The following is a 23,847-nucleotide window of genomic DNA, read 5'->3' on the forward strand; positions in this document are numbered from 1 at the left end:
CGGGAAACAACTAGTGAGGTGACCATGACGGTGCCGGAGGTTGCTGCGGGGGCGGCGACGGCGACGGACGACGCCGCGCCGCTGCTTTCGCTGCGTGGTATCAACAAGAGCTTCGGTGCGGTCCACGTCCTGCAGGACGTGGACTTCGATGCATATGCGGGACAGGTGACCGCGCTCGTCGGCGACAACGGCGCGGGCAAAAGCACCCTGATCAAGGGGATCGCCGGCAGTCAGCCGTTCGATTCCGGGGAGTACGTCTTCGACGGCCGGCCGGTCTCGGTGACGAACCCCAAGCACGCCAACGATCTCGGCATCGAGGTCGTCTACCAGGACCTGGCGCTCTGCGACAACCTGGACATCGTCGACAACCTGTTCCTGGGCCGCGAGGTCACCAAGAACGGCATCCTCGACGAGGCGACCATGGAGCGCCGGGCTCAGGAGACGCTGGCCGGCCTGTCGGTCCGCACGGTCAAGTCGATCCGTCAGGTGGTCGCCAGCCTCTCCGGTGGCCAGCGCCAGACGGTCGCGATCGCCCGCGCGGTGATCTGGAACTCCAAGCTCGTGGTGCTCGACGAGCCGACCGCCGCCCTCGGCGTCGCGCAGACCGAGCAGGTGCTGCGGCTGGTGCGCCAGTTGGCCGACAACGGCCTCGCGGTCGTGCTGATCAGCCACAACCTCAACGACGTGTTCCAGGTCGCCGACCGGATCTCGGTCCTCTACCTGGGTCGCATGGCAGCACAGATGAAGGCCAAGGACGTGAAGAGCAACCAGGTCGTCGAGGTCATCACGACCGGCCGGTCGGATGCCATCGGTGGCATCACCAACGGCAACGGGGAGTTGAAATGAGCACCCCGACGAAGGTCGAGACCCCCGAGGAGCACGTCGACGAGACGGCGGCCCCGACCAACCCGCTCGCCGCCGCGGTCGGCAACTGGTGGGCCCGGGTCCGCGGCGGCGACGCCGGCTCCCTGCCGGCCCTGCTCGGCATCATCGCCCTGGTCATCGTGTTCGCGGCGTTGCGCCCCAACACGTTCACCAACGCGTTCAACTTCGCCAACCTGATCCACCAGGCGGCGGCCGTCATCGTCATCGCGATGGGCCTGGTCTTCGTCCTGTTGCTGGGTGAGATCGACCTGTCGGCCGGTTACACGGCGGGCACGGCGGCGGCGGTGATGGGCGTCGTGGTCACGCGCTGGGGTTGGTCGTGGCCGGTGGGCCTGCTGGCCTGTCTGGTCACCGGCGCCGTGGTCGGCCTGCTGATCGGTCTGCTGGTGGCCAAGCTCGGCATCCCGTCGTTCGTCGTGACCCTGGCGGCGTTCCTCGGCCTGCAGGGCGTGCTGCTCCAGCTGATCGGCGAGGGCGGCACGATCCCGATCCGCGACGAGACGCTCCGTGCGATCAACAACAACGACATGCCGGTCTGGTTGGGCTGGGCGCTGTTCGCCGTGGTTGTCGTCGGCTACGCGGCCATCGTGCTGCGACGGGGCGCGAAGCGCCGGGCCAGCGGCCTGACCGCTGAGGCAATCCAGGTGACCTTCGCCAAGATCGCCGCGCTGGTGGTGCTGCTCGGTCTGGCCACGTACTGGCTCAGCATCGAACGCAGCCGCAACCCCGCGATCACCTCGCTCAAGGGCGTCCCGATCGTGGTGGCGATCCTGCTCGTCCTGCTGGTCGGCCTGACCTTCGTGCTCACCAAGACGTCGTTCGGCCGGCACGTCTACGCGGTCGGCGGCAACGCCGAGGCGGCCCGCCGCGCCGGCATCAACGTCGGCATGGTCAAGCTGGCCTGCTTCATGATCGCATCGACGTTGGCAGCGGTCGGCGGCATCATGCTCGCCAGCCGCGACAACTCGATCTCGCCGTCAACCGGTGGCGCCTCAACGCTGCTGTACGCGGTGGGCGCGGCGGTCATCGGCGGCACCAGCCTCTTCGGCGGCAAGGGCCGGATCGTCGACGCCATCCTCGGTGGCTTCGTGATCGCGATCATCATCAACGGCATGGGCCTGCTCAACCAGCCGTCCGCCGTGGTCTACATGGTGACGGGCCTGGTCCTGCTGGTAGCGGCAAGCGTCGACGCGATCTCGCGCCGGCGGGCTCGGTCTACGGGTCGGGTCTAGCGCTTGTTCTGAGGAAGGCCCGGCGGCTGTGCCGCCGGGCCTTCTTTCTTTGGTTGCGGTCTGTTGGGCGGATCTCGTCGTCGGGCTTCGCTCAGGGCGACCAGAACCTCCGGACGGTGACAAGGTTGGTCGGGCCGCGGCTGGCGGTGGTGGCGTGGCCGCGGGACCGCCGCGCGGGGCTGGTTGGTTGTGTCGGTCCGACCGCGGCTGGCGGCGGTGACCTGGCCGCGGGACCACCGCGCATGGCACGTCGGTTGTGCCGGTCAGACCGCGACGGGCGGCGATGACCCGGCCACGAGACCACCCGGCGCCCGCACACCCCTCCCCCGGGGGCAGGGGGTGGATCTCCTCGTCGGGCGTAGCCCGACCAATCAGGATCTCCGGATGGGACAAGGTGGAGCGCCCAACCGGACGAACGACCTTGTCCCCATCCGGAGATCCTGATGCCCTAAGGCCACGCCCGACGAGGAGATCCACCCAAGCGGTGCGCACCAAATGGCGGTTCAAGACGTAGCGATAGCGGCGACCGCCGCACCCGTCAGATGCACCAGATCCGACGGGGCCAGCTCAAGCTGCAGCCCCCGCTTACCGGCAGAAACAAAGATCGTCTCGTGCCCCAGGGCCGACTCGTCCAGCACGATCGGCAGCCGCGACCGCTGTCCCAGCGGCGAGATGCCACCGGTGACGTAGCCGGTCGCCCGTTCCGCGGCAACAGGCTCGGCCATCGCGGCCCGCTTGCCACCAAGCGCGACCGCGAGCGCCTTCAGGTCCAGTGACCGGGCCACCGGCACCACGCCCACGCCGAGTTGGCCGTCGACCGTGGCGACCAGGGTCTTGAACACCCGGGGTGGGTCGATGCCGAGCGCCGCCGCGACCGCCTCGCCGTAGGCCGGCGTTTTCGGGTCGACCTCGTACGGATGCGTGGTGAACGGAACCTTCTCACGCGTCAGCACCACTGTCGCCGGGGTTCCCTGGGCTCGCTTGGCCACCCTCGAAGGTTATCGGTGTCGCCAGGACGGCGACCTGGGCACCCGCCACTCGGGTCAGCAGCAGCGACGTCGACGCCGGCCCGGACAGCCGCAGGTCGCGCCGGAGCTGGGCCGGGTCCAGGGCCGAGCCTCGCTTGAGGATCTCCACCGTTCCCACACCGCGGGCGCGCAGTTCGGCCCGCAGTCGTTTGAGCGAGAACGGCAGCACGTCGGTCACCCGGAAGCATCGCGCGAAACCCGTCGCCACCGCCGCGGAGGACCAGACATAAGCGATCGTCGGATCGCCCAGCCGGCCGTCGACCAGGGTGGCGAACTCCGCCACCAGCCCCGCCCGGACCACGGCGCCGTCGGGGTCGTAGAGGAACTCGCCGACCGGGCCGACCGGGGCCGCCTCCGTGCCCGAGCCGGTCAGCTCGCCCGCCACCCCAGCTCGCAGGACGGTCGCCCGGCGCGGCACCGCCGCCAGCTCGCCGCACCACAGTGTCGCCTCGACCACGTCGCGGTCGACGCTGACCAGCTCGGTCTCCGCACCAGGGGGCACGCGGGCGTGGTCGAAACCCGGCGCCACCTTGACCGCCAGCCGCGGCACCCGGGCGGCCAGGCCCTCGACGAAGTCCCACGGCGGCGAGTACGCGGCCGGGTCGAACACCCGGCGGCCACCCGTCGAGCGGCGGGCCGGATCGCAGAACACCGCGTCGAAGCCGCTCACGTCGAAGGTCGTGGCGTCGGCCTGTACCACCGAGAAGAGCCCGGCCCCGTTCGCCGCCGCGACCGCCGCGGTGGTCTCGTCGAGCTCGACGCCGACCACCCGGATCCCCGCCCGGGCGGCCGCCAGCGCGTCCGCACCGATCCCGCACCCCAGGTCGACCAGCGACCGCACGCCGGCCGCGACCAGCCGGGCCGCCCGCCGCTCCGCGACCACCGATCGGGTGGCCTGCTCGAGGCCCGCCCGGGTGAAGAACAGGTGTTCCGCGTCGACGCCGAACTTCACGACCGCCTGCCGGCGTAACGTGGCCTGGGTCAGCGCGGCGGAGGCAAGGTCGGGCGGCACGCCCGCCGACCGCAGCGCGGCGGCCGCGGCGAGCGGGTCGCCGCCGGCCAGCGAAGTCGCCCTGGACAGAGCGGCTTCACCAGCGGGCGTACGCAGCACGGCAACGTTCACGGACCGATTCTCCCGCGGTGTGGCGGGCTGGCACTCTCCTTGACGGAGTGCTAGTCGCGGAATAACCTGCGATTAGCACTCTCGGTCTGAGGGTGCCAACAACGCCAGGCAGGCCCGGCACCCGCGACGACGGACCCGCCCTGGTGGCATGAGGCAAATTGGCGCCGGCCGGATCCTCGGCCGGTTACGAACCTGATACCCCAGGAGGGTATGCCCGTGACTACCGCGACCAAGGTTGCGATCAAGCCGCTCGAGGACCGCATCCTCGTCCAGGCCAACGAGGCCGAGACGACCACGGCGTCGGGCATCGTGATCCCCGACACCGCCAAGGAGAAGCCGCAAGAGGGCACCGTCATCGCCGTCGGCCCGGGCCGGGTCGACGACAACGGCAACCGCGTCCCGGTTGACGTCAAGGTCGGCGACACGGTGATCTACTCGAAGTACGGCGGCACCGAGGTCAAGTACGCCGGCGAGGAGTACCTGGTGCTCTCCGCCCGCGACGTCCTCGCGGTCATCGAGAAGTAAGCGACCAGAAGCTGAAGTGCGCGTCGCCCCGGACCGGTTCTGCCCGGGCCGGGGCCTCGCGCGTTTGAAGGGACTTTAAATGGCAAAGATCCTGAGCTTCTCGGACGACGCTCGGCACCTTCTCGAGCACGGCGTCAACACCCTCGCGGACACGGTCAAGGTCACCCTCGGCCCGCGCGGGCGCAACGTCGTCCTCGACAAGAAGTTCGGCGCTCCGACGATCACCAACGATGGTGTGACCATCGCCAAGGAGATCGAGCTCACCAACCCCTACGAGAACCTGGGCGCCCAGCTCGTCAAGGAGGTGGCGACCAAGACCAACGACGTGGCTGGTGACGGCACCACCACCGCGACGGTCCTGGCCCAGGCGATGGTCCGCGAGGGCCTGCGCAACGTGGCCGCCGGCGCCAGCCCGAGCGACCTCAAGCGTGGCATCGACGCGGCCGCCAACGCGGTTTCCGAGGCGCTGCTCGGCAAGGCCTCCGACGTCGACACCAAGGGCTCGATCGCCAACGTCGCCACCATCTCGGCCCAGGACGCCACCATCGGCGAACTGATCTCCGAGGCGATGGAGAAGGTCGGCCGCGACGGTGTCATCACCGTCGAGGAGGGCTCGACGCTGGCCACCGAGCTGGAGGTCACCGAGGGTCTGCAGTTCGACAAGGGCTACATCTCCCCGCACTTCGTGACCGACCCGGAGTCGCAGGAGGCGGTCCTCGACGAGCCGTACATCCTGATCACCACCCAGAAGATCTCCGCGGTCGAGGAGCTGCTCCCGCTGCTGGAGAAGGTCGTCCAGTCCGGCAAGCCGCTGCTGCTCGTGGCCGAGGACGTCGAGGGCCAGGCGCTCGCGACGCTCGCGGTCAACGCGGTGCGCAAGACGCTGAAGATCGCCGCCGTCAAGGCGCCGGGCTTCGGTGACCGGCGCAAGGCGATGCTCCAGGACATGGCGATCCTGACCGGCGGCGAGGTGATCGCCCCCGAGCTCGGCTACAAGCTCGACCAGGTCGGCCTCGACCAGCTCGGCTCGGCCCGCCGCATCGTCATCGACAAGGACAACACCACCGTCATCGACGGCGGGGGCCGCGACACCGAGGTCGCCGAGCGGGTCTCGCAGATCCGCAAGGAGATCGAGGCGTCGGACTCCGACTGGGACAAGGAGAAGCTCTCCGAGCGGCTCGCCAAGCTGTCCGGCGGCATCGCGGTGATCAAGGCCGGCGGCGCCACCGAGGTGGAGCTCAAGGAGCGCAAGCACCGCATCGAGGACGCGATCGCCGCCACCAAGGCCGCGGTCGAGGAGGGCACCGTTCCCGGCGGCGGCGCCGCCCTGGTGCAGATCGTCTCCGCGCTCGACGGCGACCTGGGCCTGACCGGCGACCAGAAGACCGGCGTCTCGATCGTCCGCAAGGCGCTCAACGAGCCGCTGCGCTGGATCGCCGAGAACGCCGGCCACGACGGCTACGTCATCGTCGAGAAGGTCCGCGAGCTGGCCTGGGGCAACGGCCTCAACGCCGCGACCGGTGAGTTCGTCGACCTGGGCAAGGCCGGCATCATCGACCCGGTCAAGGTGACCCGCAACGCGGTGCTCAACGCCGCGTCGATCGCCGGCCTGCTGCTCACCACCGAGAGCCTGGTGGTCGAGAAGCCGGAGAAGGCGGAGCCCGCCGAGGGCGGTCACGGCCACGGCCACGGTCACCAGCACGGCCCTGGGTTCTGACAAATCCATTACAAGATCCGCGCGGCTGGGGGCCACCCCGGTCGCGCGGTTCTTTTTGGAGCACACTTGCTGCCGTGACGCGCAAGTCGTGGAAGTTCGGTGCGCTGGCCGGTGTCGCGGCCGCCGCCGTCGCGCTCGGCCTGGCCGAGGTGGTCGCCGTGGTGACCGGGTCGCGCAGCGCCCCGCTGGTCGCCGTCGGCGGCGTGGTCGTCGACCACGTCCCGGAGAGCCTCAAGCAGTTCGCGATCACCCTGTTCGGCGTGCACGACAAGACCGCCCTGCTGATCGGCACGGCGGTGCTGCTCGGCCTGTTCGCCGCGGCCATCGGCGCGCTGTCGGTGCGCTGGCTGGCGGTCGGCTTCGCCGGCATCGGCCTGTTCGCCGCCGTCGGCGTCGCCTCCGCCCTGACCCGCCCGGACGCGGGTGTCGGGGCGGCCTTCCCGTCGCTGCTCGGCGCCGCCGCCGCGGGCGCCACGCTCTGGCTGCTGGTCGTCGGCCCGCTCGCGCCGGCCGAGGTGACCGAGCTGGTGGCGCCGTCGGTGCAGGAGGAGGACGAGGCGCTCGCCGGCCGGCGCCGGTTCCTGCGCAGCGGCCTGCTGTTCATCGCCGGCGCGGCCGCCCTGGGTTTCGCAGGGCGCTGGCTGTCGACCCGGCGCAGCGTCTCCGTCGCCCGCTCCGAGGTGCGACTGCCGGCACCGGCGACCCCCGCGCCGGAGGTGCCGGCGGGCGCCGACCTGCGGCTGGCCGACCTCTCCTCCTACGTGACTCCGAACGACACGTTCTACCGGATCGACACCGCGCTCGTCGTGCCGCAGGTCGATCCAGCGGAGTGGACGCTGCGGATCCACGGGCGGGTGCGCAAGGAGATCCGGCTGACGTTCGCGGACCTGCTTGCCCGGCCGATGATCGAGCGCTACGTCACGCTGGCCTGCGTCTCCAACGAGGTCGGCGGGGACCTGATCGGCAACGCGCGCTGGCTCGGCGTACCCCTGAAACCGCTCTTGGACGAGGCGCAGCCGCTCGACGGCGCGGACCAGGTGGTCGGCCGCTCCGTCGACGGCTGGACCTGCGGGACGCCGACGTCGGTGCTGCGCGACGGCCGCGACGCCATGCTCGCCGTCGGCATGAACGGCGCGCCGCTGCCGATCGAGCACGGCTTCCCGGTGCGCGTGGTCGTGCCAGGCCTCTACGGGTACGTCTCAGCCTGCAAGTGGGTCGTCGAGCTGGAGCTGACCAGCTTCGCCGACTACGACGCCTACTGGGTGCCCCGCGGTTGGTCGGCGCAGGGTCCGATCAAGACGCAGTCGCGGATCGACACCCCGCGCGGCCGCGGCGACCTGCGCGCCGGCCCGGTCACCGTCGCGGGGGTCGCCTGGGCGCAACACCGCGGCGTCGCCAAGGTCGAGGTGCAGGTCGACAACGAGGAGTGGCAGGAGGCCCGGCTCGCCCGCGCGGTCTCCGACGACACCTGGGTGCAGTGGTCCTGGCACTGGGAAGCCACGACCGGCGATCACAAGCTGCGGGTACGGGCGACCGACAAGACCGGCGAGACGCAGACGAGCCAGCCGGCCGACGTGGTGCCCGACGGCGCGACCGGCTACCACACGGTGTCGGTGAACGTCGGATAAAGCCTCATCAGGGCTTCGGTCTTGATCTGCGACGTCCGTAGGACCAGGCGCCTTCAGAAACACGGTCCGGGACCCCGCTAGGGTCCCGGACCGGAAGAATGAGGTCAGCTCGCGCGCCGCTGGGCCGGCGCGGGGGAGTGCCGCACGGCGGCCGGGACCGCCGACTTGTGCGGGCGACCGAGGCGTGCCTCGAGCCGCTCCACGTCGACCCTCGTGTGCCGCCGGTCGGCCAGGTCCTCCCAGCCGGTGGCCAGCAGCCGGAGCCGCTCTGACTCGCTGAAACCGCCCCACACGCCGTAGGGCTCGCGCACCGACAGCGCGTGCGCCGCGCACTCTGCGCGCACCGGGCAGGTGCCGCACACCGTCTTGGCCTGCGTCTCACGGCGGTTGCGGGACGAGCCGCGCTCACCGTCGGGATGGAAGAACTGGGCACTGTCGCGGCCCCGGCAGGCGCCGAGCCGCTGCCAATCCCAACGCTCGTCGATAGGCCCGGGCAGCCTGCGTACGTTGGACATCGGCACCTCTCCTTCCGCGCGCCTCCGCGCCGTACTGGACTAGGGCCGTAACTACCCCCGGCGGTGTCACCTCACACGTGCCTGATCGATTCCTTGCACGCACCTACCGCACCGGCGTGGCGAACTGTCCGGAACTTTCCTGTTCTTTCCGTTGAAACGCCGTAATGATCTCTGCGCTCCGTGGTCCTCTTCTATGAGGAGAGGAGGACCACCGTGCGTACTGTCCTCGTTTGTGTTCGGACATCGCAGGCCGCGCAGAACGTCAATGCGGCCGCGGCCCGGCTCGGAGTAGCCGGCGCCGTGCGAACTGCGGTATCCGAGCCCGAGGTATTGCTCCGTCTCGCCGAGCGCCCAGCCGACGTGGTGCTCGCGGACACAGCCGTCACCAGACCGGACACCGTCGGATTCACCCAGCGCGTGCTGGGCCGAGCGCCGGGGGCGACGATCGTGCTCTTCGGGTCCGAGGACCCGAGGATCGCGGCCGCCGCCGTCAACGCCGGAGCCCGAGCCCTCATCCAGGGCGGCGACCAGGACCTGGTCAGCGTCGTGGCCAAGGCCGTCCTGCTGCTCTGCGTCGCCGGCCGGGTGCCGGCCGCGGTCGGCGGGCTCGCCGGCGCCGCGTCCGCGCGCAACGCCGGGCCGATGCGGATGCAGGCCGGCGTGGGCGTCGGGCACCCCCAGATCGGCCTCGCCGAGTCGACGTCCGCCGTCGTCCCGGCGCAGCGCGGTGACGTGGGTCCCGGCATCGACGTCCGCGACAACGCCGAGGAGGGTCGCTACTTCGGGCCCCAGGCGGACCCGGTCAACCGCTATGGGCGCGAGGAGCCGGTCACCCGGCGCGCGGCGCTCACCGAGCGGGAGCTCCAGGTGTTGCGTGGCATGGCTGACGGGAAGAGCAATGCCGAGATCGGGCGCGAGCTGTTCGTGTCGGAAGACACCGTCAAGACCCATGCCCGGCGGCTGTTCCGGAAACTGGGCGCGCGGGACCGCGCGCACGCGGTAGCCGCGGGCTTCCGCTCAGGCCTGGTGGCCTGACGCGCGGAAAGGCCGGCCGCACCCCTCTCCTCGGCCGGCCCGACGTGCCGATCAGGCAGTGACGATCAGGAGCCCGGGCCGCCCGGTTTGCCGGGTGGCTCGGGATCGTCGGCTTCGTCCGCCAGGGTGTCGTGCACCCCGTCGGCGTAGCCCTTCGCGTATTCCCAGGTCACGTAGTGATCGGGGTCAGGGTCGTAGGCCGGCTCGTGCACCCGGGGGCGGCCGGAGCTCAACAGGTGCCGCAGGTTGCCGCGAAGCAGGTCCCAGTCGAAATAGTGGGGTTCGTGGCAGTCCTCACACTCGATGACCAGCCCGCGGATCCCGACCGGCCCGAGCAGAGCCTGGTAAACCTCGAGGTCGGCGAGGTCTTCGAGCACGTCCTGCCGCTCGACCTCGGTCAACGGGTCGAGGGTCGGGTCTTCGTCGCCCGCGTCGTCGGAGAGCCCCGCGCCGGGGTCGTCCTTGAACGGATCGATGGGCTCGTCGTTCACCCTTCCCACCGTAGTCGTTTTCCGGCCCATCGCGCCTGCCCGGAGCGGGGCGCGCCGGCCGGCCGGCACGCCTGCGCGGGTAGCATGACGTATCGCGCCGCTGAGGGGACAAATCATGGACAACTCGCCCGTCAACGACTTGCCGTTCGGCACCTTCGGAGACCCGGGGGCCGGGCCCGCGGCGACCGTGCCGCTCGGCCTGACCTTCGACGACGTCCTCCTTCAGCCGGGCGAGAGCGACGTGGTGCCGAGCCAGGTGGCGACGGGCACCTTGCTCACCCGCAACGTGCGTCTCGGCATTCCCCTCATGTCCAGCGCGATGGACACGGTCACCGAGGCCCGCATGGCGATCGCGATGGCCCGCAACGGCGGCATCGGCGTGCTGCACCGCAACCTGTCGATGGAGGACCAGGCGCTCCAGGTCGACCTGGTCAAGCGGTCCGAGGCCGGCATGATCACCAATCCGGTGACCTGCAGTCCGGACGACACCATCCGCGACGTGGACGCGCTGTGCGGCCGCTACCGCATCTCCGGCGTCCCGGTGGTCGACAACGGCGGCGAGTTGGTGGGCATCGTCACCAACCGCGACATGCGCTTCGTGACCAACGGCAACACGCCGGTGCACGAGGTGATGACCCGGATGCCGCTGGTCACCGCTTCGGTCGGGGTCAGCAAGGACGAGGCGCTCGCGCTGCTGCGCACCCACAAGGTCGAGAAGCTGCCGCTGCTCGACGAGAGCGGCCGGCTGCGTGGCCTGATCACCGTGAAGGACTTCACCAAGAGCGAGCAGTACCCCAACGCCACCAAGGACGACGCCGGCCGGCTGCGGGTCGCCGCCGCGGTCGGCGTGGGCGACGAGGCCTACAAGCGGGCCCGGTTGCTCATCGACGCCGGTGTCGACGTGCTGATGGTCGACAGCTCGCACGGGCACAGCCGCAACGTGCTGGAGATGGTCGCCCGGCTCAAGCGGGAGACCCAGGTCGAGGTCGTGGGCGGCAACGTCGCCACGTACGCGGGCGCGAAGGCCCACGTCGAGGCCGGCGCCGACGCGGTCAAGGTCGGCATCGGCCCCGGCGCGATCTGCACCACCCGGGTCGTGGCCGGCGTCGGCGTGCCGCAGATCACCGCGATCATGGAGGCCACCCGTGCGGCCCGTCCGGCCGGTGTGCCGGTGATCGCCGACGGCGGCATCCAGCACTCCGGCGACATCGCCAAGGCGATCGTGGCCGGCGCCCACTCGGTGATGCTGGGCAGCCTGCTGGCCGGGTGCGAGGAGAGCCCCGGCGAGCTGATCTTCGTCAACGGCAAGCAGTTCAAGTCCTACCGCGGCATGGGCTCGCTCGGCGCGATGCAGTCCCGGGGCCAGGGCCGGTCCTACTCGAAGGACCGCTACTTCCAGGACGACGTGCTCAGCGAGGACAAGCTGGTGCCCGAGGGCGTCGAGGGCCAGGTGCCCTATCGTGGCCCGCTCAACCGCGTCGCGCACCAGCTCATCGGTGGCGTGCGGGCGGCGATGGGCTACGTCGGCGCGGCCGACATCGAGCAGATGCACCGGCGCGGCCAGCTCATCCGGATCACGGCGGCGGGCCTCAAGGAGAGCCACCCGCACGACATCCAGATGACGGTCGAAGCTCCCAACTACCACTCTCGATAAGGAGCTCTATCCGTGCGTGACGTGGTCGAGATCGGTTTGGGGAAGACCGCGATGCGCGGCTATCACCTCGACGACATCGCGATCGTGCCGAGCCGCCGCACGCGCGACGTCGACGACGTGTCGACGACGTGGCAGCTCGACGCGTACCCGTTCAAGATCCCCTGCGTCGGCCACCCGAGCGACGCGACGATGAGCCCGGCCTCGGCCGTGGCCCTCGGTCGGCTCGGTGGCCTCGGCGTGCTCAACGTCGAGGGCCTCTGGACCCGCTACGAGGACCCGCGCAAGATCCTCGAGGAGCTGGCCGGGCTCGACGAGGACGCCCCGGCGACCCGCCGGCTGCAGGAGGTCTACGCCGAGCCGATCCGCCCCGAGCTGATCGGCGAGCGGGTCCGCGAGATCCGCGAGGGTGGCGTCACCGTCGCCGTCCGGGTGTCGCCGCAGCACACGCTCGCGCTGGCCCCGGTGATCCTCGACGCGGGTGTCGACCTCCTGGTCATCCAGGGCACGCTGGTCTCCGCGGAGCACGTGTCGACCACCGACGAGCCCTTGAACCTCAAGGAGTTCATCGCCGACCTCGACCTGCCGGTGATCGTCGGCGGCTGCACCGACTACAAGACGGCCCTGCACCTGATGCGCACCGGCGCCGCCGGCGTGATCGTCGGGGTCGGCGCCGACGAGTGGTCCACCACCGACACCGTGCTCGGCATCCGGGTGCCGATGGCCACCGCGATCGCCGACGCGGCCGCGGCCCGGCGGGACTACCTCGACGAGACCGGCGGCCGGTACGTGCACCTGATCGCCGACGGCGACGTGCAGACCTCCGGCGACATCGCCAAGGCCCTGGGCTGCGGTGCCGACGCCGTGATGCTGGGCGAGCCGCTCACCCAGGCCAGCGAGGCGCCGGCCAACGGCGCGTGGTGGCACTCGGTGTCGAGCCACCCCAAGCTCCCTCGCGGCGCGTTCGGAGTCGCCGGGCCGCCGCTGGGCAGCCTGGAGCAGCTCCTCTACGGCCCGGCCGACGACCCGGACGGGCAGCTCAACCTGTTCGGCGGGCTCAAGCGCGCGATGGCCAAGTGCGGTTACCGCGACCTCAAGGAGTTCCAGAAGGTCGGCCTGGTCATCGACCGATAACAGTCATACTGGGGCTTATGTCCGATCCAACGGACGCACGAGCCGAGGAACGTGAACGGCGCGGTCGAAGCCTCGACCGCGCCGTCAACTTCAGCGACGCGACCATGGCGATCGCGCTCACGCTGCTCGTGTTGCCGCTGGTCGACATCGCCACGGACAACCCGCAGGAGCCGATCCTCCACCAGCTCAACCGGTTCGCGCCGCAGATGCTCGGCTTCGCGGTCTCGTTCCTGGTGATCTCGCAGTTCTGGGGGGCCCATCGTCGACTGTGGGAGTACCTCGCCGACTTCGACGAGAAGCTGCTCGGGATCAACGCGCTCTGGCTGTTGTTGATCGTCTTCCTGCCGTACCCGACCGCCCGGTTGTTCTCCGAGGACGCGACGGATGCCGGCGCGGCGCTGTTCTACCTGCTCGTGCTCTTCGGCATCGGCTTGCTGATGCTGCTGCAGGCCTGGTACGTCGCCACGCACCCGTGGCTGCGCAACGCCGACGACCACCGGTCGCTGCGGGACCAGATCCTGCCGACGGTCGGCACCACCGCGGTGTTCGGCCTGGCCATCCTGCTGACGTTGGTCAACCGCAACCTCGGGCTCTACTCGCTGCTCCTGCTGTTCGTCGTGCAGCGGTTCACCACGTCCACCGACCGACCCGTCCGCAGACCGCGTGACGAAGACCCGACCGTGACACAGGGAGAATAGGCTCTCGTGATGATGATCAGGCGATCGGCGCTCGCGGTCCTCGCGACCCTGACCATCGGCGGCGCGGCCGCCTGCACCGACTCCGGCCAGGCCGGCGAGAGTTTCACCCCGGGTACCCCCGGGATCGGCGACCCCTACTTCCCGACGTACGGCAACGGTGGCTACGACGTCACCGACTACGCGCTGACGCTGCGGTACGACCCGGGCAACGACCGGCTCGAGGGCTCCGCGAAGATCACGGCGAAGGCCACCCAGAACCTGTCCCGGTTCAACCTGGACTTCCGCGGCCCCGAGGTGTCCTCGGTGACGGTCGACGGTGCCGGCGCGGAGCAGAAGCGGGAGGCCGACGAGTTGGTCGTCACGCCCGCGTCCGGGTTGCGCGACGGCAGCACGTTCACGACCGTGGTGACCTACGCCGGCGTGCCCCAGCCGATCACCAGCCCGGAGTTGGGCACCGGCGGTTGGCTGGCCACCGACAAGGGTGCGATCGCGCTCGGTCAGCCGGAGTCGGCGAGCAGTTGGTACCCGGTCAACGACCACCCTCGCGACAAGGCCACCTTCGGGCTGGAGATGACCGTGCCGTCGGGTCTGTCGGTGCTGAGCAACGGGGTGCCGGGTGAGCGGACGTCGAAGGACGGCTGGACCACCTGGCGCTGGCGGGAGTCTTCGCCGATGGCCAGCTATCTGTCCACCGTGGTGATCGGCGACTACCGGGTGACCACCGGGACACACCAGGGCAAGCCGCTCGTGACCGCGGTCGACAACACGCTGCCGCGCGGGTCCAACGCCGACAAGGCGATGGCGCGTACGGGCGAGGTCGCCGACTTCCTGGCCACCCAGTTCGGGCCGTACCCGTTCGACGCCTATGGCGGTGTCGTGGTCGTCGACGACCGGATCCGGTACGCGCTGGAGACCCAGGCCCGCCCGGTCTATAGCAACTCGTTCTTCGGCGCCTCGACCAGCGAGTGGGTGGTCGCGCACGAGCTGGCCCACCAGTGGTTCGGCGACAGCGTGTCGATCGCGGCGTGGAAGGACATCTGGCTCAACGAGGGCTTCGCGACCTACGCGGAATGGCTGTGGGCCGAGCACGACACCGGCGTGCCGGTGCAGGAGTCCTTCGACAAGGCGTACAGCAGCGTCAACTGGGGTGATCCGAGCTACGACCCCGGCACGTCCGGGCTGTTCGGCAACTCGGTCTACGTCCGCGGCGGCCTGGTCGTGCACGCGCTGCGCCTCGAGGTCGGCGACGACTCGTTCTTCGAGATCCTGCAGGAGTGGGCCAACACGAAGCGCAACGCCAGCGCGACCACCGACGAGTTCATCGCGCTGGCCGAACGGGTCTCCGGCAAGCCCCTGCGCGACTTCCTGATGACCTGGCTGACCTCGAAGACCCCGCCGCCCAAGCCCGGCAGTTAAGGGCTGGCTCACGAGCCACCCCTAACGCTTGACCACCAGGGTGGGGTTGGCGCGCAGGTAGGTGTCCGCGCGGCCGGCGTTCAGCGCGGTGATGAAGCCGCGGCCGGCCGCGGTGAGCTGCTCGCCGCGGTAGGCGCTGCCCTTGCCGACGCCGCTGCCCGGCAGCGAGACCAACGTCAGGGTCGCCGGGCGCAGCTTCGACAGGGCGAAGCCGAAGTCGATCGGGGTGCGTTCGCCGGCGATGAAGTCGACCGAGTCGCCCAGCGCCTTGAACAGCCGCTCGATCGCGGCCGCGTCGGTGGGCAGGCCGTTGGCCAGCGCCTTGGCGAGGATCGCCTTGATCAGCTGCTGCTGGTGGCGCTGGCGGGTGTAGTCGCCGCCGGCGGTGTACCGCTGCCGCGCATAGTCGATCGCCTGCCAGCCGACGAAGTGCCTGTTGCCCGGGTTGTAGGTCGCCTGTGGGCCCACGTAGTCGCCACCGCGCAGCGTGCGCAGCTTGCCGTTGGGCTGGCGGTGCTTGGAGACGACCTGCTGGTCGACGTACATGTCGATGCCGCCGAGCTCGTCGACCAGCCGGTCGAAGCCGCCGAAGTTGAGGATCGCGCCCGCGTCGAAGTCCTTGATCCCGGTGTACCGGCTGACGGTCTGGCGCAGGAGCTCATAGCCCTGTGTGGCGGACGGCTTGGCCTTGCCCCGCCGGCTGCCGTAGCTCATCGCGTGGGTCAGCTTGGTGCGGCCGCCGCTGTATCCGGACTTCTTGAACGCCGGGATGTCGACGAGCAGGTCGCGGGGGAGCGAGTACAGGTAGCCGCGGTCGAGGTTCTCGGTGACGTGCAGGATCAGCACGGCGTCGGCGTGCGGCTCCCAGCTGGGCACGGAGACGCGGGTGTCGACGCCGACCAGCAGGATGTCGAGCGGGCCCTTGATGTCGGCGCCGGGCTGGACCGTCGGGGTCGGGGTCGGCGCGCTCTCGGTGGGCCGGGTCGTCGGTGACGGGCTCGGCGCGGCCTGCGCGGGTGCGGCGTCGTCACCACCGCGGGTGGCCGCGAACACCGCGCCGCCGATCAGCAGGACCACGACCACCGCCGCGGCGATCAGGACCAGCGGCCCGCGCCCCGTGGTCAACCGCTGCCAGATCGGACGCTCGTCGCTCCCCGTGCCTGTCACGCCCGAAATGATGACGGAAGTTCGCGATGGCGCAACAGGCTACTGGCCGGTAATGATGAGGGCATGCGTTACGACGTGGTCGTCATCGGCTCCGGTTTCGGGGGCAGTGTCGCCGCGTTGCGCCTGGTGGAGAAGGGCTATTCGGTGCTCGTGCTGGAGGCCGGGCGGCGGTTCGCCGACAACGAGCTGCCGGCGACCTCGTGGCGGCTGCGCAGCTTTCTCTGGGCGCCGCGGTTGCGGTGCTTCGGCATCCAGCGGCTCAGTGTGCTGCGGCCGGCCGGGCGGCGTTCTTCGGGTGACAAGGTGTTGGTGCTGTCCGGGGCCGGGGTGGGTGGCGGGTCGCTGGTCTACGCCAACACGCTCTATGAGCCGTTGTCCGAGTTCTACGCCGATCCGCAGTGGGGTGGGATCACCGACTGGCGTGCCGAGTTGGCTCCGCACTTCGACCAGGCGAAGCGGATGCTGGGCGTTGCCACGTACCCGGCGATGACGCCGGCGGACCGGGCGATGCGGGCGGTGGCCGAGCGGATGGGTGTGGGGTCGACGTTCCGTCCGACGCCGGTCGGGATCCATTTCGGACGTCCGGGGGAGACGGTTCCCGACCCCTATTTCGGTGGGGCCGGGCCGGCGCGCACCGGGTGCCTGCACTGCGGCGCGTGCATGACCGGCTGTCGGCACGGAGCCAAGAACAGCCTGGTCAAGAACTATCTCTATCTGGCCGAGCGGCTCGGCGCCGAGGTCCGGCCGTTGACGACGGCGGTCGCGGTGCGTCCGCTCGCCTCGGGTTACGCGGTTTCCACCGTGCAGACTGGCGGCTTTCGGCGCTCGGTCGTCGAGGCGGACCAGGTGGTGTTCGCGGCGGGGGCGTTGGGCACCGTCTCGTTGCTGCACCGGATGCGGGCCGCGGGTGCGTTGCCGGGGCTGTCGACGCGGCTCGGCGCGCTGACGCGGACCAACTCCGAGTCGATCCTCGGCGCGACGGTGCCGGGGCGGTCCGCCGTCGACTACTCGTCAGGTGCGGCGATCACCAGTTCTTTTCACCCCGATGCGCGTACGCACGTCGAACCGGTTCGTTACGGGCGCGGCTCCAATGCGATGGGGCTGTTGCAGTCGGCGCTGGTCGACGGCGGGCCGCATCGCGTCCGGCGACTGTTGGTGACGCTGGCCCGCCGGCCGTTGACCTATCTGCGGGCGCTGTCGGTGCGGGACTGGTCGCGGCGCACAGTGATCGCGCTCGTCATGCAGTCGCTCGACAACTCGTTGACGCTGGGCTGGCGGCGGGGGCGGTTGGTCACCCTGCCCGGCCATGGCGCGCCGAACCCGACCTGGATCCCGGCCGGCAACACCGCCGCGCGGATGCTGGCCGAGGAGATCGGTGGGGTGCCGGGCGGGTCGCTGACGGAGGCGTTCGACATCCCGTTGACCGCGCACATTCTGGGCGGTGCGGTGATCGGGTCGTCGTCCGCTTCGGGGGTGGTCGACCCTTGGCAACGGGTGTACGGGCATCCGGGGCTGCACGTCGTCGACGGCGCGGCGGTGCCGGCGAACCTCGGCGTCAACCCGTCGCTGACGATCACCGCGCTGGCCGAGCGGGCGTTGTCGTTCTGGCCTGTTCGCGGGTCGGCTGATCCGCGGCCGCCGCTCGGGTCTGATTACGCGCCGGTCGAGCGGGTGTGGCCGGTGCGGCCCGCTGTGCCGCCCTCGGCGCCGGGCGCGCTGCGCTAGCCTGCCCATCGTGGCGGCGCGGGTGCTCGTGGTCGAGGACGACGCGCGGGTGGCCGCGGCGGTGCGGCGGTCGCTGTCGTACGCCGGCTATGTGGTTTCTGTTGCCGTTGACGGGCCGTCCGGTCTCGCCGCCGCTCTCCGCGACGCACCCGATCTCGTGGTGCTCGACGTCAATCTCCCTGTGCTCGACGGCTTTGGTGTTTGCCGCGCGCTGCGGGCCGGTGGCGGGACGGCGTTGGTGCTGATGTTGACCGCGCGGGATGCGACCGAGGACCGGGTCTCCGGGCTCGACGCCGGTGCGGACGACTATCTGGTGAAGCCGTTCGCGCCGGAGGAGCTGTTGGCTCGGGTGCGGGCGCTGTTGCGGCGGGCGCCTTTATCCCCATCCGGTGTGTTGCGGTTCGCGGATCTCGCGGTCGACCCTTCCGCGCGCTCGGTGCGACGCGGTGCGCGCTCAGTGGCGTTGACCGCTCTGGAGTTCGACCTGTTGGCGCATCTCGCGCGTCATCCACGGCAGGTGTTGACCCGGGCGCAGCTCCTGGCGGCGGTCTGGGGTGGTTTGCCGGCGGCCAGCAACGTCGTGGACGTCTACATCGGATATCTGCGGTCCAAGCTGGAGTCGGGTGGGGAGGCGCGGTTGGTGCAGACCGTGCGGGGCGTGGGCTATGTGCTGCGGGACGGTCCGTGATGTCGATCCGGGCGCGGGTCACGTTGTTCGGGGTTGCCGTGGTGGCGGCGATCTACACGGTGGTCGCCGTGTTGATCTACCTGCTGCTGTCGTACGGGTTCGCCACCGACCAGGACCGGCTGTTGACCGAGCGGGCCGGCGCGGCGGTCTCCGCGCTGTCGGACCTGCCGGTGTCCGAGGTGGCCGGGCGGACGCCGCTGGTGCCGATCGACGCGGTGGCGACCGGTGAGGCGGTCGTGTTCGTGCTCGACGGGTCGGGCTCGGTGCTGGCGGCGACCGGGCATGTGGGTGGCGGGCCGGTGCGGGTGCCGGCGTCGTTGCTCGACTCGGCTTCGCGGTCCGGCTCGGCTATGGCGACTGTGACCGTTTCGGGCGTGACGACCCGGGTGCGGGTGGTGCCGTGGCCGGGTGGGCATGTGGTCGCGGCGCAACCGTTGCGGGCTCTCGAGGTGCAGCGGCAGGGGATGATCGTCGTGCTGGGCACGGTCGGGATTCTCGGCCTGGTCGCGGCGTTCGCGGCGACGTGGTTCGCGGTCGGGCGGGCGTTGCGGCCGTTGCGTTCCTTGGCGTCGCTGGCGGACTCCGTGGGCGGGTCGGAGGATTTGACGCGGCGGTTGCCGGCCGTGCGGCAGCGCGACGACCTGGGTCGGCTGACGGTCAGCTTCAACACGATGATGGGGCGGCTGGAGGCGGCGTACCGGCGGACCGAGTCGGCGCTGGCCGCGCAGCGGCGGTTCACCGCGGATGCCTCGCACGAGTTGCGTACGCCGTTGACGACGATTCGCGGCAACGTGGGGTTCCTGCGCGACCATCCTGATGCGCTGTCGGTTGATCGGTCGGCCGCGCTTGATGATCTTGTCGCGGAGAGTGCGCGGATGGCCGGTCTGCTGGACGATCTGCTGCTGCTGGCCCGGTCCGACGGCGGGGTGGGGTTGTCGTCTGTCTCGGTGGATTTGTTGTCGGTGGCGCGGTCGGTGTGCCGGCAGGCGTCGGCGTCGTGCTCGGGGTCGTCGGCGGTGGTGTCGGGGGATCCGGAGGCGTTGCGGCGGCTGGTGTGGATCTTGGTTGGCAACGCGCGTTCGCACGGCGCGGGTGCGGTGACAGTGGCTGTTTCCGCGGTTTCCGGGGGTGCGCGTTTGGTGGTGGCCGACGAGGGGCCGGGTGTGCCCTCGGAGCTTTCGGAGGCCGTGTTCGAGCGGTTCTTCCGAGGTGATCCGGCGCGGGGTGCGGGTTCCGGCGTGGGACTGGGTCTGGCGATCGCGCGGTCGATCGTGACGGCGCACGGCGGCACGATCTCGGTTGCTGGGGCTGTGTTCACGGTGACGCTGCCGCTCTCATCGGATTCTTAATCTCGCCTCATCGCCACCTCACAGCCGCCCCGCAGGCTGGTTGCCATGCGCTTCTGGCCCGTTCTGGTGTTGCTCGTCCTCGCTCCGTGGGTGGGCGAATACCTGCTGGGCAATGTCCCTGTCCAACGCCTGCCGCTGCTGCCGTTCCTGGTCCCGCTCTACGGCTGCGGCGCGCTGCTGGTGCGCGAGGTCGCCCGCCGCACCGGCCGTGGCTGGCCTTCGATCTTCCTGCTGGCGACGGCTTACGGGGTGATCGAGGCTGGGCTGGTCGACCAGTCGTTGTTCAACCAGACCTTCGAGGGCCTCGACCAGGCCGGCGTCACTCCGGTGCCGTGGGTGGGGGTGAGCGCCTACCACGCGTTCGCCTTCCTGATCGGCCACACGGTGTGGAGCATCGGGGTGCCGATCGCGCTGGTGGAGCTGTGGTTCCCGGCCCGGCGCACCGAGCCGTGGCTGGGCTGGTTCGGCCTGTCGGTCACGGTCGTGGTCTACCTGTTCGGCTGCTGGCTGATCTTCCGGGACCTCCGCGAACAAGAAGGCTTCCTGGCCGCGCCGCACCAGCTCGCCGTGGCCGCGGCCGCCGCGGTCCTGTTGGTGGCGCTCGCCTTCTTGCTGCCCCGCCCCCGACCTGTGTCACCCGTGTCAACGCTGACGGCGGGGAATGACGAGATGGCGTCGGGCCGGCGGTTGCCGCCGCCTTGGGTGGTCGGTGTGGTGACGTTCGTTACGGCCGGCCTCCATGCGGCGGCGTCCGAGAGTTGGCTCGGCTTCGGGCTCGACGTGGTGGTCGTGGCGGCCGCCGCGGTCGGTGTCGCTCGGCTGGCCCGGCGGCCCAGTTGGGGTGACCGGCACCTGCTGGGGTTGCTGGCGGGGGCCCTGCTCACCTATGCCTGGCTGGGCTTCGTGCTGACCGCCTTCTACGGGCCGGGCGACCGACTACGGCTGTTCGGCAACGTCCTCTTCACGCTGGCGGCTGTGCTGTTGCTGGTCGTCACCCGTTGGGTGATCGGCCGGCGTGAGCTGCGTCCCGCAGGCCCACGAGAGGGGGTGAGCGAGCGTCAGGTGGCCGCGCACGGTCGGTAAACTCCGGACGCATGACCACGCCACGCCCGGTTCTCGTCGTCGACTACGGCGCGCAGTACGCACAGCTCATCGCGCGCCGGGTGCGGGAGGCGAAGGTCTACTCCGAGATCGTGCCGCACACCATGCCCGTCAAGGACATGCTGGCCAAGGATCCGGTGGCGATCATCCTGTCCGGCGGCCCGTCCAGCGTCTACGAGGTTGGTGCCCCGCAGGTCGACAGCGACCTGTTCGAGACCGGTGTCCCGGTGTTCGGCATCTGCTACGGCTTCCAGGCGATGGCGCGGGCGCTGGGCGGCACGGTCGCGCACACCGGCCGCCGGGAGTTCGGTGGCACTGTGCTCACCGTGGCCCCCGAGGCGGGTGTGCTGCTGCGTGACCTGCCGGCGTCGCTGCCGGTCTGGATGAGCCACGGCGACAGCGTGACCGCGGCCCCGGCCGGTTTCACGGTCACGGCCGCGACGCCGGGCGCCGAGGTGGCGGTCTTCGAGGACCTGGTCGGGCGGCGGGCCGGCACCCAGTTCCACCCGGAGGTCCTGCACACGGCCCACGGGCAGGACATGCTGACGCGGTTCCTCTACGACATCGCGGGCGTCGAGCCGAGCTGGACGCCCGACAACATCATCGACGACCAGGTCGCCGCGATCCGGGAACGGGTCGGCGACAAGGAGGTCATCTGCGGCCTTTCCGGCGGCGTCGACTCCGCGGTGGCGGCGGCGCTGGTCCACAAGGCCGTGGGCGACCAGCTGACGTGCGTCTTCGTCGACCACGGCCTGCTCCGCGCGGGCGAGGCGGAGCAGGTGGAGCAGGACTACGTCGAGGCCACGGGCGTCAAGCTGAAGGTCGTCGACGCCGCGGACCGCTTCCTGGGCGCGCTCGACGGCGTGACGGACCCGGAACAGAAGCGCAAAATCATCGGCCGCGAGTTCATCCGCGTCTTCGAGCAGGCGGCCCGCGAGGTGGCAGCTGAAGGCGACGTCGAGTTCCTGGTGCAGGGCACCCTCTACCCGGACGTCGTCGAATCAGGCGGCGGCACCGGCACGGCCAACATCAAGTCCCACCACAACGTGGGCGGCTTGCCCGACGACTTGAAGTTCGCGCTGGTGGAGCCCCTCCGCACGCTGTTCAAGGACGAGGTCCGCACGCTGGGCACGGCCCTGGGCCTACCGGACGCGATGGTCTGGCGCCACCCGTTCCCGGGCCCGGGCCTGGCGATCCGCATCATCGGCGCGGTGAGCCGCGACCGCCTGGACATCCTCCGGGCAGCGGACCAGATCGCCCGCGACGAACTGACCGCGGCGGGCCTGGACCGCGACGTCTGGCAGTTCCCGGTGGTGCTACTGGCAGACGTCCGCAGCGTCGGCGTCCAGGGCGACGGCCGCACCTACGGCCACCCGGTGGTCCTGCGCCCAGTCTCCAGCGAGGACGCGATGACCGCCGACTGGTCCCGCCTGCCCTACGACGTGATCGCCCGCATCTCCACGCGGATCACCAACGAGGTCCCGGAAGTCAACCGAGTAGTCCTCGACGTCACAAGCAAGCCCCCGGGCACCATCGAGTGGGAGTGACCCCGCAACGCATCCGGCATGCCGCGGGCTAGCTCGGGCCGAGTCGGCCAGACCGCTCGGGCTAATGCCCGACGTTGGGGCCGCCCCGGGCCGAGGTCGCGTGGTTTTGCTTGGCTCCGACGCCACGAGGTCTCTGGACTGAGGTCGTGGGCTTAGTTGGGCCACGGCGGCGGTCGGCCCGCCTGGGGCTTGAGGTCGCGAGCGTGGTTGGCCCCGGGCCACGGGCAGCTTCGCCTGAGGTCGCGGGTTCGTTTGAGCGGCGGCGGTCGGGCGGCTTGGCCAGAGGTCGCGGGCTCGCGGCGTGAGGTGGTCGGGCCGCCAGGGTTGAGGTCCGCTGGCTCGCGGCCTGAGGTGGTCGGGCCGCCAGGGTTGAGGTCCGCTGGCTCGCGGCCTGAGGTGGTCCGGTCGCCAGGGCTGAGGTCGCGGGCTTGCGTGGCCCCGATGCCACTGAGATGCGCCAGGTTTCTCAAGGCCCCTGTGGCGGGTCTGTCCGGCTTGCCGTCAGCAGAATTTGAGCGCGCGATCCGCTCTCCCGAAGGCCCCCGTTCCTGATGGCCTTCGGCTTCGGTTTGGTCCAGAGCCGCCGGATAGCGTCAGTCCGGCGGCCTGGTCCTATGTGGCCGCTGGCCCACCTGCGCGAGCCAGCGCGGCCGCGTCACGCCCGGTTGGGATCGTCGCCCTGGCCCGTGCCGCTTGCCGGCGGGGCCGGCGGCTGGTCGGCAGGGGCCTGGTAGGGCGCCTGGTACGGGTCCTGATTGGCCGGCGGCTGGTAGGTCGGCGGCTGATAGGTGCTCCCGCCACGCGTCTGGGCCTGCCAGTTCGCCGTCGCGCCGCCGCTTGACCACATGCTTGCGGCCGGCGGGTCTTCCGGCATCAGGAACCACAGCACCGGGTAGGCGAACAGCGCCAGGCCGCCCGTCAGGACCACGGTGATCGCGAAGATCACTCGCATCAGGACCGGGTCGACGCCGAAGTAGCGGCCGAGGCCGCCGCAGACGCCTGCGATGATCTTGTCGTCGGAGGTGCGGCGTAGCTGTTTGTACGGTGGGTTCGCGCTCGTCGTCATGCTTCTACGGTCCACCCGGCAGGACGGTTCTACCTCGGGTACCGCCCGGAGCCTTACCCTGAATCTGGACCCCTGCGGGTGATCAAGTGTCAGCAATCCGACTCCGGCCCCGGAGGTGTCGAGTGA

Annotated in this window: 21 protein-coding genes; 15 read left to right on the top strand and 6 right to left on the bottom strand. The window is 70.6% G+C overall.

The features are described from left to right. Positions 1-24: 24 nt before the first annotated feature. Positions 25-846 (top strand): ATP-binding cassette domain-containing protein, encoded by an 822-nt coding sequence (locus Air01nite_RS02330; RefSeq protein ID WP_203700085.1) that lies wholly within the window; start codon positions 25-27, stop codon positions 844-846. Continuing rightward, positions 843-2,117, top strand: a complete 1,275-nt coding sequence (locus Air01nite_RS02335) for a sugar ABC transporter permease (RefSeq protein WP_203700086.1) — start codon at positions 843-845, stop codon at positions 2,115-2,117. Before Air01nite_RS02330 ends, Air01nite_RS02335 begins: the two co-directional genes overlap by 4 nt. Positions 2,118-2,620: 503 nt before the next feature. On the opposite strand, the gene ybaK is transcribed toward Air01nite_RS02335, so the two are convergent. Next, a complete protein-coding gene (gene ybaK / locus Air01nite_RS02340; RefSeq protein WP_203700087.1) occupies positions 2,621-3,106 on the bottom strand; it encodes a Cys-tRNA(Pro) deacylase in 486 nt (161 codons plus the stop codon). Further along, entirely contained in the window at positions 3,057-4,268 is a 1,212-nt protein-coding gene (locus Air01nite_RS02345; protein ID WP_203700088.1) for a class I SAM-dependent methyltransferase, read from the bottom strand. The genes ybaK and Air01nite_RS02345 overlap by 50 nt, the downstream gene beginning before the upstream one ends. A 216-nt stretch (positions 4,269-4,484) precedes the next feature. Between Air01nite_RS02345 and groES the strand changes: the two genes are divergently transcribed. The 3 genes from groES to Air01nite_RS02360 all read left to right on the top strand — a co-directional run bounded on the left by groES (position 4,485) and on the right by Air01nite_RS02360 (position 8,138). Further along, on the top strand, positions 4,485-4,793 hold the full coding sequence (groES, locus tag Air01nite_RS02350) for a co-chaperone GroES (protein WP_505605519.1): 309 nt from the start codon (positions 4,485-4,487) through the stop codon (positions 4,791-4,793). Between the two features lie 79 nt (positions 4,794-4,872). Next, positions 4,873-6,510: a chaperonin GroEL gene (groL, locus tag Air01nite_RS02355; RefSeq protein WP_203700090.1), complete on the top strand. Its 1,638-nt coding sequence runs from the start codon at positions 4,873-4,875 to the stop codon at positions 6,508-6,510. Between the two features lie 74 nt (positions 6,511-6,584). Then, a complete protein-coding gene (locus Air01nite_RS02360) occupies positions 6,585-8,138 on the top strand; it encodes a molybdopterin-dependent oxidoreductase (RefSeq protein ID WP_203700091.1) in 1,554 nt (517 codons plus the stop codon). 104 nt (positions 8,139-8,242) lie between these two features. Here Air01nite_RS02360 and Air01nite_RS02365 read toward each other — a convergent pair whose 3' ends face one another. Continuing rightward, on the bottom strand, positions 8,243-8,653 hold the full coding sequence (locus Air01nite_RS02365) for a WhiB family transcriptional regulator (protein WP_203700092.1): 411 nt from the start codon (positions 8,651-8,653) through the stop codon (positions 8,243-8,245). A 213-nt stretch (positions 8,654-8,866) separates the two neighbouring features. Between Air01nite_RS02365 and Air01nite_RS02370 the strand changes: the two genes are divergently transcribed. Continuing rightward, positions 8,867-9,688 carry a helix-turn-helix transcriptional regulator gene (locus Air01nite_RS02370; protein WP_203700093.1) on the top strand — a complete coding sequence of 274 codons (822 nt, stop codon included), beginning with the start codon at positions 8,867-8,869 and terminating at the stop codon, positions 9,686-9,688. A 65-nt stretch (positions 9,689-9,753) separates the two neighbouring features. Here Air01nite_RS02370 and Air01nite_RS02375 read toward each other — a convergent pair whose 3' ends face one another. Continuing rightward, entirely contained in the window at positions 9,754-10,179 is a 426-nt protein-coding gene (locus Air01nite_RS02375; protein WP_203700094.1) for a DUF5319 domain-containing protein, read from the bottom strand. Positions 10,180-10,294: 115 nt separating this feature from the next. Between Air01nite_RS02375 and guaB the strand changes: the two genes are divergently transcribed. The 4 genes from guaB to Air01nite_RS02395 are packed head-to-tail and all read left to right on the top strand — an operon-like array spanning position 10,295 to position 15,078. Then, positions 10,295-11,833 carry an IMP dehydrogenase gene (gene guaB, locus Air01nite_RS02380; protein ID WP_203700095.1) on the top strand — a complete coding sequence of 513 codons (1,539 nt, stop codon included), beginning with the start codon at positions 10,295-10,297 and terminating at the stop codon, positions 11,831-11,833. A gap of 12 nt (positions 11,834-11,845) precedes the next feature. Beyond that, complete coding sequence (locus Air01nite_RS02385) at positions 11,846-12,964, top strand: GuaB3 family IMP dehydrogenase-related protein (RefSeq protein ID WP_203700096.1); 1,119 nt, start codon at positions 11,846-11,848, stop codon at positions 12,962-12,964. Positions 12,965-12,981: 17 nt separating this feature from the next. Further along, positions 12,982-13,662, top strand: coding sequence for a TMEM175 family protein (locus Air01nite_RS02390; RefSeq protein WP_203700097.1), 681 nt, complete (start codon positions 12,982-12,984; stop codon positions 13,660-13,662). A gap of 12 nt (positions 13,663-13,674) precedes the next feature. Then, positions 13,675-15,078, top strand: coding sequence for a M1 family metallopeptidase (locus Air01nite_RS02395; RefSeq protein WP_203700237.1), 1,404 nt, complete (start codon positions 13,675-13,677; stop codon positions 15,076-15,078). Between the two features lie 21 nt (positions 15,079-15,099). Here the strand turns inward: Air01nite_RS02395 and Air01nite_RS02400 are convergent, their stop codons facing one another. After that, entirely contained in the window at positions 15,100-16,245 is a 1,146-nt protein-coding gene (locus tag Air01nite_RS02400; protein ID WP_239090431.1) for an LCP family protein, read from the bottom strand. Between the two features lie 63 nt (positions 16,246-16,308). Here Air01nite_RS02400 and Air01nite_RS02405 point away from each other — a divergent pair, with 63 nt between their 5' ends. The 5 genes from Air01nite_RS02405 to guaA are packed head-to-tail and all read left to right on the top strand — an operon-like array spanning position 16,309 to position 22,655. Then, complete coding sequence (locus Air01nite_RS02405; protein ID WP_203700098.1) at positions 16,309-17,970, top strand: FAD-dependent oxidoreductase; 1,662 nt, start codon at positions 16,309-16,311, stop codon at positions 17,968-17,970. A gap of 1 nt (position 17,971) precedes the next feature. Then, positions 17,972-18,658, top strand: a complete 687-nt coding sequence (locus Air01nite_RS02410; RefSeq protein WP_275408176.1) for a response regulator transcription factor — start codon at positions 17,972-17,974, stop codon at positions 18,656-18,658. After that, positions 18,658-20,007 carry a sensor histidine kinase gene (locus Air01nite_RS02415; protein WP_203700100.1) on the top strand — a complete coding sequence of 450 codons (1,350 nt, stop codon included), beginning with the start codon at positions 18,658-18,660 and terminating at the stop codon, positions 20,005-20,007. Before Air01nite_RS02410 ends, Air01nite_RS02415 begins: the two co-directional genes overlap by 1 nt. 45 nt (positions 20,008-20,052) lie before the next feature. After that, complete coding sequence (locus Air01nite_RS02420) at positions 20,053-21,090, top strand: hypothetical protein (protein ID WP_203700101.1); 1,038 nt, start codon at positions 20,053-20,055, stop codon at positions 21,088-21,090. A gap of 11 nt (positions 21,091-21,101) precedes the next feature. Next, on the top strand, positions 21,102-22,655 hold the full coding sequence (gene guaA, locus Air01nite_RS02425; RefSeq protein ID WP_203700102.1) for a glutamine-hydrolyzing GMP synthase: 1,554 nt from the start codon (positions 21,102-21,104) through the stop codon (positions 22,653-22,655). A 655-nt stretch (positions 22,656-23,310) separates the two neighbouring features. On the opposite strand, the gene Air01nite_RS41825 is transcribed toward guaA, so the two are convergent. Beyond that, positions 23,311-23,721 (bottom strand): PspC domain-containing protein, encoded by a 411-nt coding sequence (locus Air01nite_RS41825; protein WP_203700103.1) that lies wholly within the window; start codon positions 23,719-23,721, stop codon positions 23,311-23,313. Between the last annotated feature and the right edge of the window lie 126 nt (positions 23,722-23,847).

The organism is Asanoa iriomotensis, from assembly GCF_016862515.1.
In the GTDB taxonomy this organism is placed as follows: Bacteria; Actinomycetota; Actinomycetes; order Mycobacteriales; family Micromonosporaceae; genus Asanoa; species Asanoa iriomotensis.

Bases quoted from the DNA above. Each gene is read 5' to 3' on its own strand.
- groL (WP_203700090.1), top strand. From the start codon at position 4,873: ATGGCAAAGATCCTGAGCTTCTCGGACGACGCTCGGCACCTTCTCGAG.
- Air01nite_RS02420 (WP_203700101.1), top strand. From the start codon at position 20,053: ATGCGCTTCTGGCCCGTTCTGGTGTTGCTCGTCCTCGCTCCGTGGGTG.
- Air01nite_RS02405 (WP_203700098.1), top strand. From the start codon at position 16,309: ATGCGTTACGACGTGGTCGTCATCGGCTCCGGTTTCGGGGGCAGTGTC.
- Air01nite_RS02395 (WP_203700237.1), top strand. From the start codon at position 13,675: ATGATCAGGCGATCGGCGCTCGCGGTCCTCGCGACCCTGACCATCGGC.
- Air01nite_RS02390 (WP_203700097.1), top strand. From the start codon at position 12,982: ATGTCCGATCCAACGGACGCACGAGCCGAGGAACGTGAACGGCGCGGT.
- guaA (WP_203700102.1), top strand. From the start codon at position 21,102: ATGACCACGCCACGCCCGGTTCTCGTCGTCGACTACGGCGCGCAGTAC.
- Air01nite_RS02330 (WP_203700085.1), top strand. From the start codon at position 25: ATGACGGTGCCGGAGGTTGCTGCGGGGGCGGCGACGGCGACGGACGAC.
- guaB (WP_203700095.1), top strand. From the start codon at position 10,295: ATGGACAACTCGCCCGTCAACGACTTGCCGTTCGGCACCTTCGGAGAC.
- Air01nite_RS02415 (WP_203700100.1), top strand. From the start codon at position 18,658: ATGTCGATCCGGGCGCGGGTCACGTTGTTCGGGGTTGCCGTGGTGGCG.
- Air01nite_RS41825 (WP_203700103.1), bottom strand. From the start codon at position 23,721: ATGACGACGAGCGCGAACCCACCGTACAAACAGCTACGCCGCACCTCC.
- Air01nite_RS02365 (WP_203700092.1), bottom strand. From the start codon at position 8,653: ATGTCCAACGTACGCAGGCTGCCCGGGCCTATCGACGAGCGTTGGGAT.
- Air01nite_RS02335 (WP_203700086.1), top strand. From the start codon at position 843: ATGAGCACCCCGACGAAGGTCGAGACCCCCGAGGAGCACGTCGACGAG.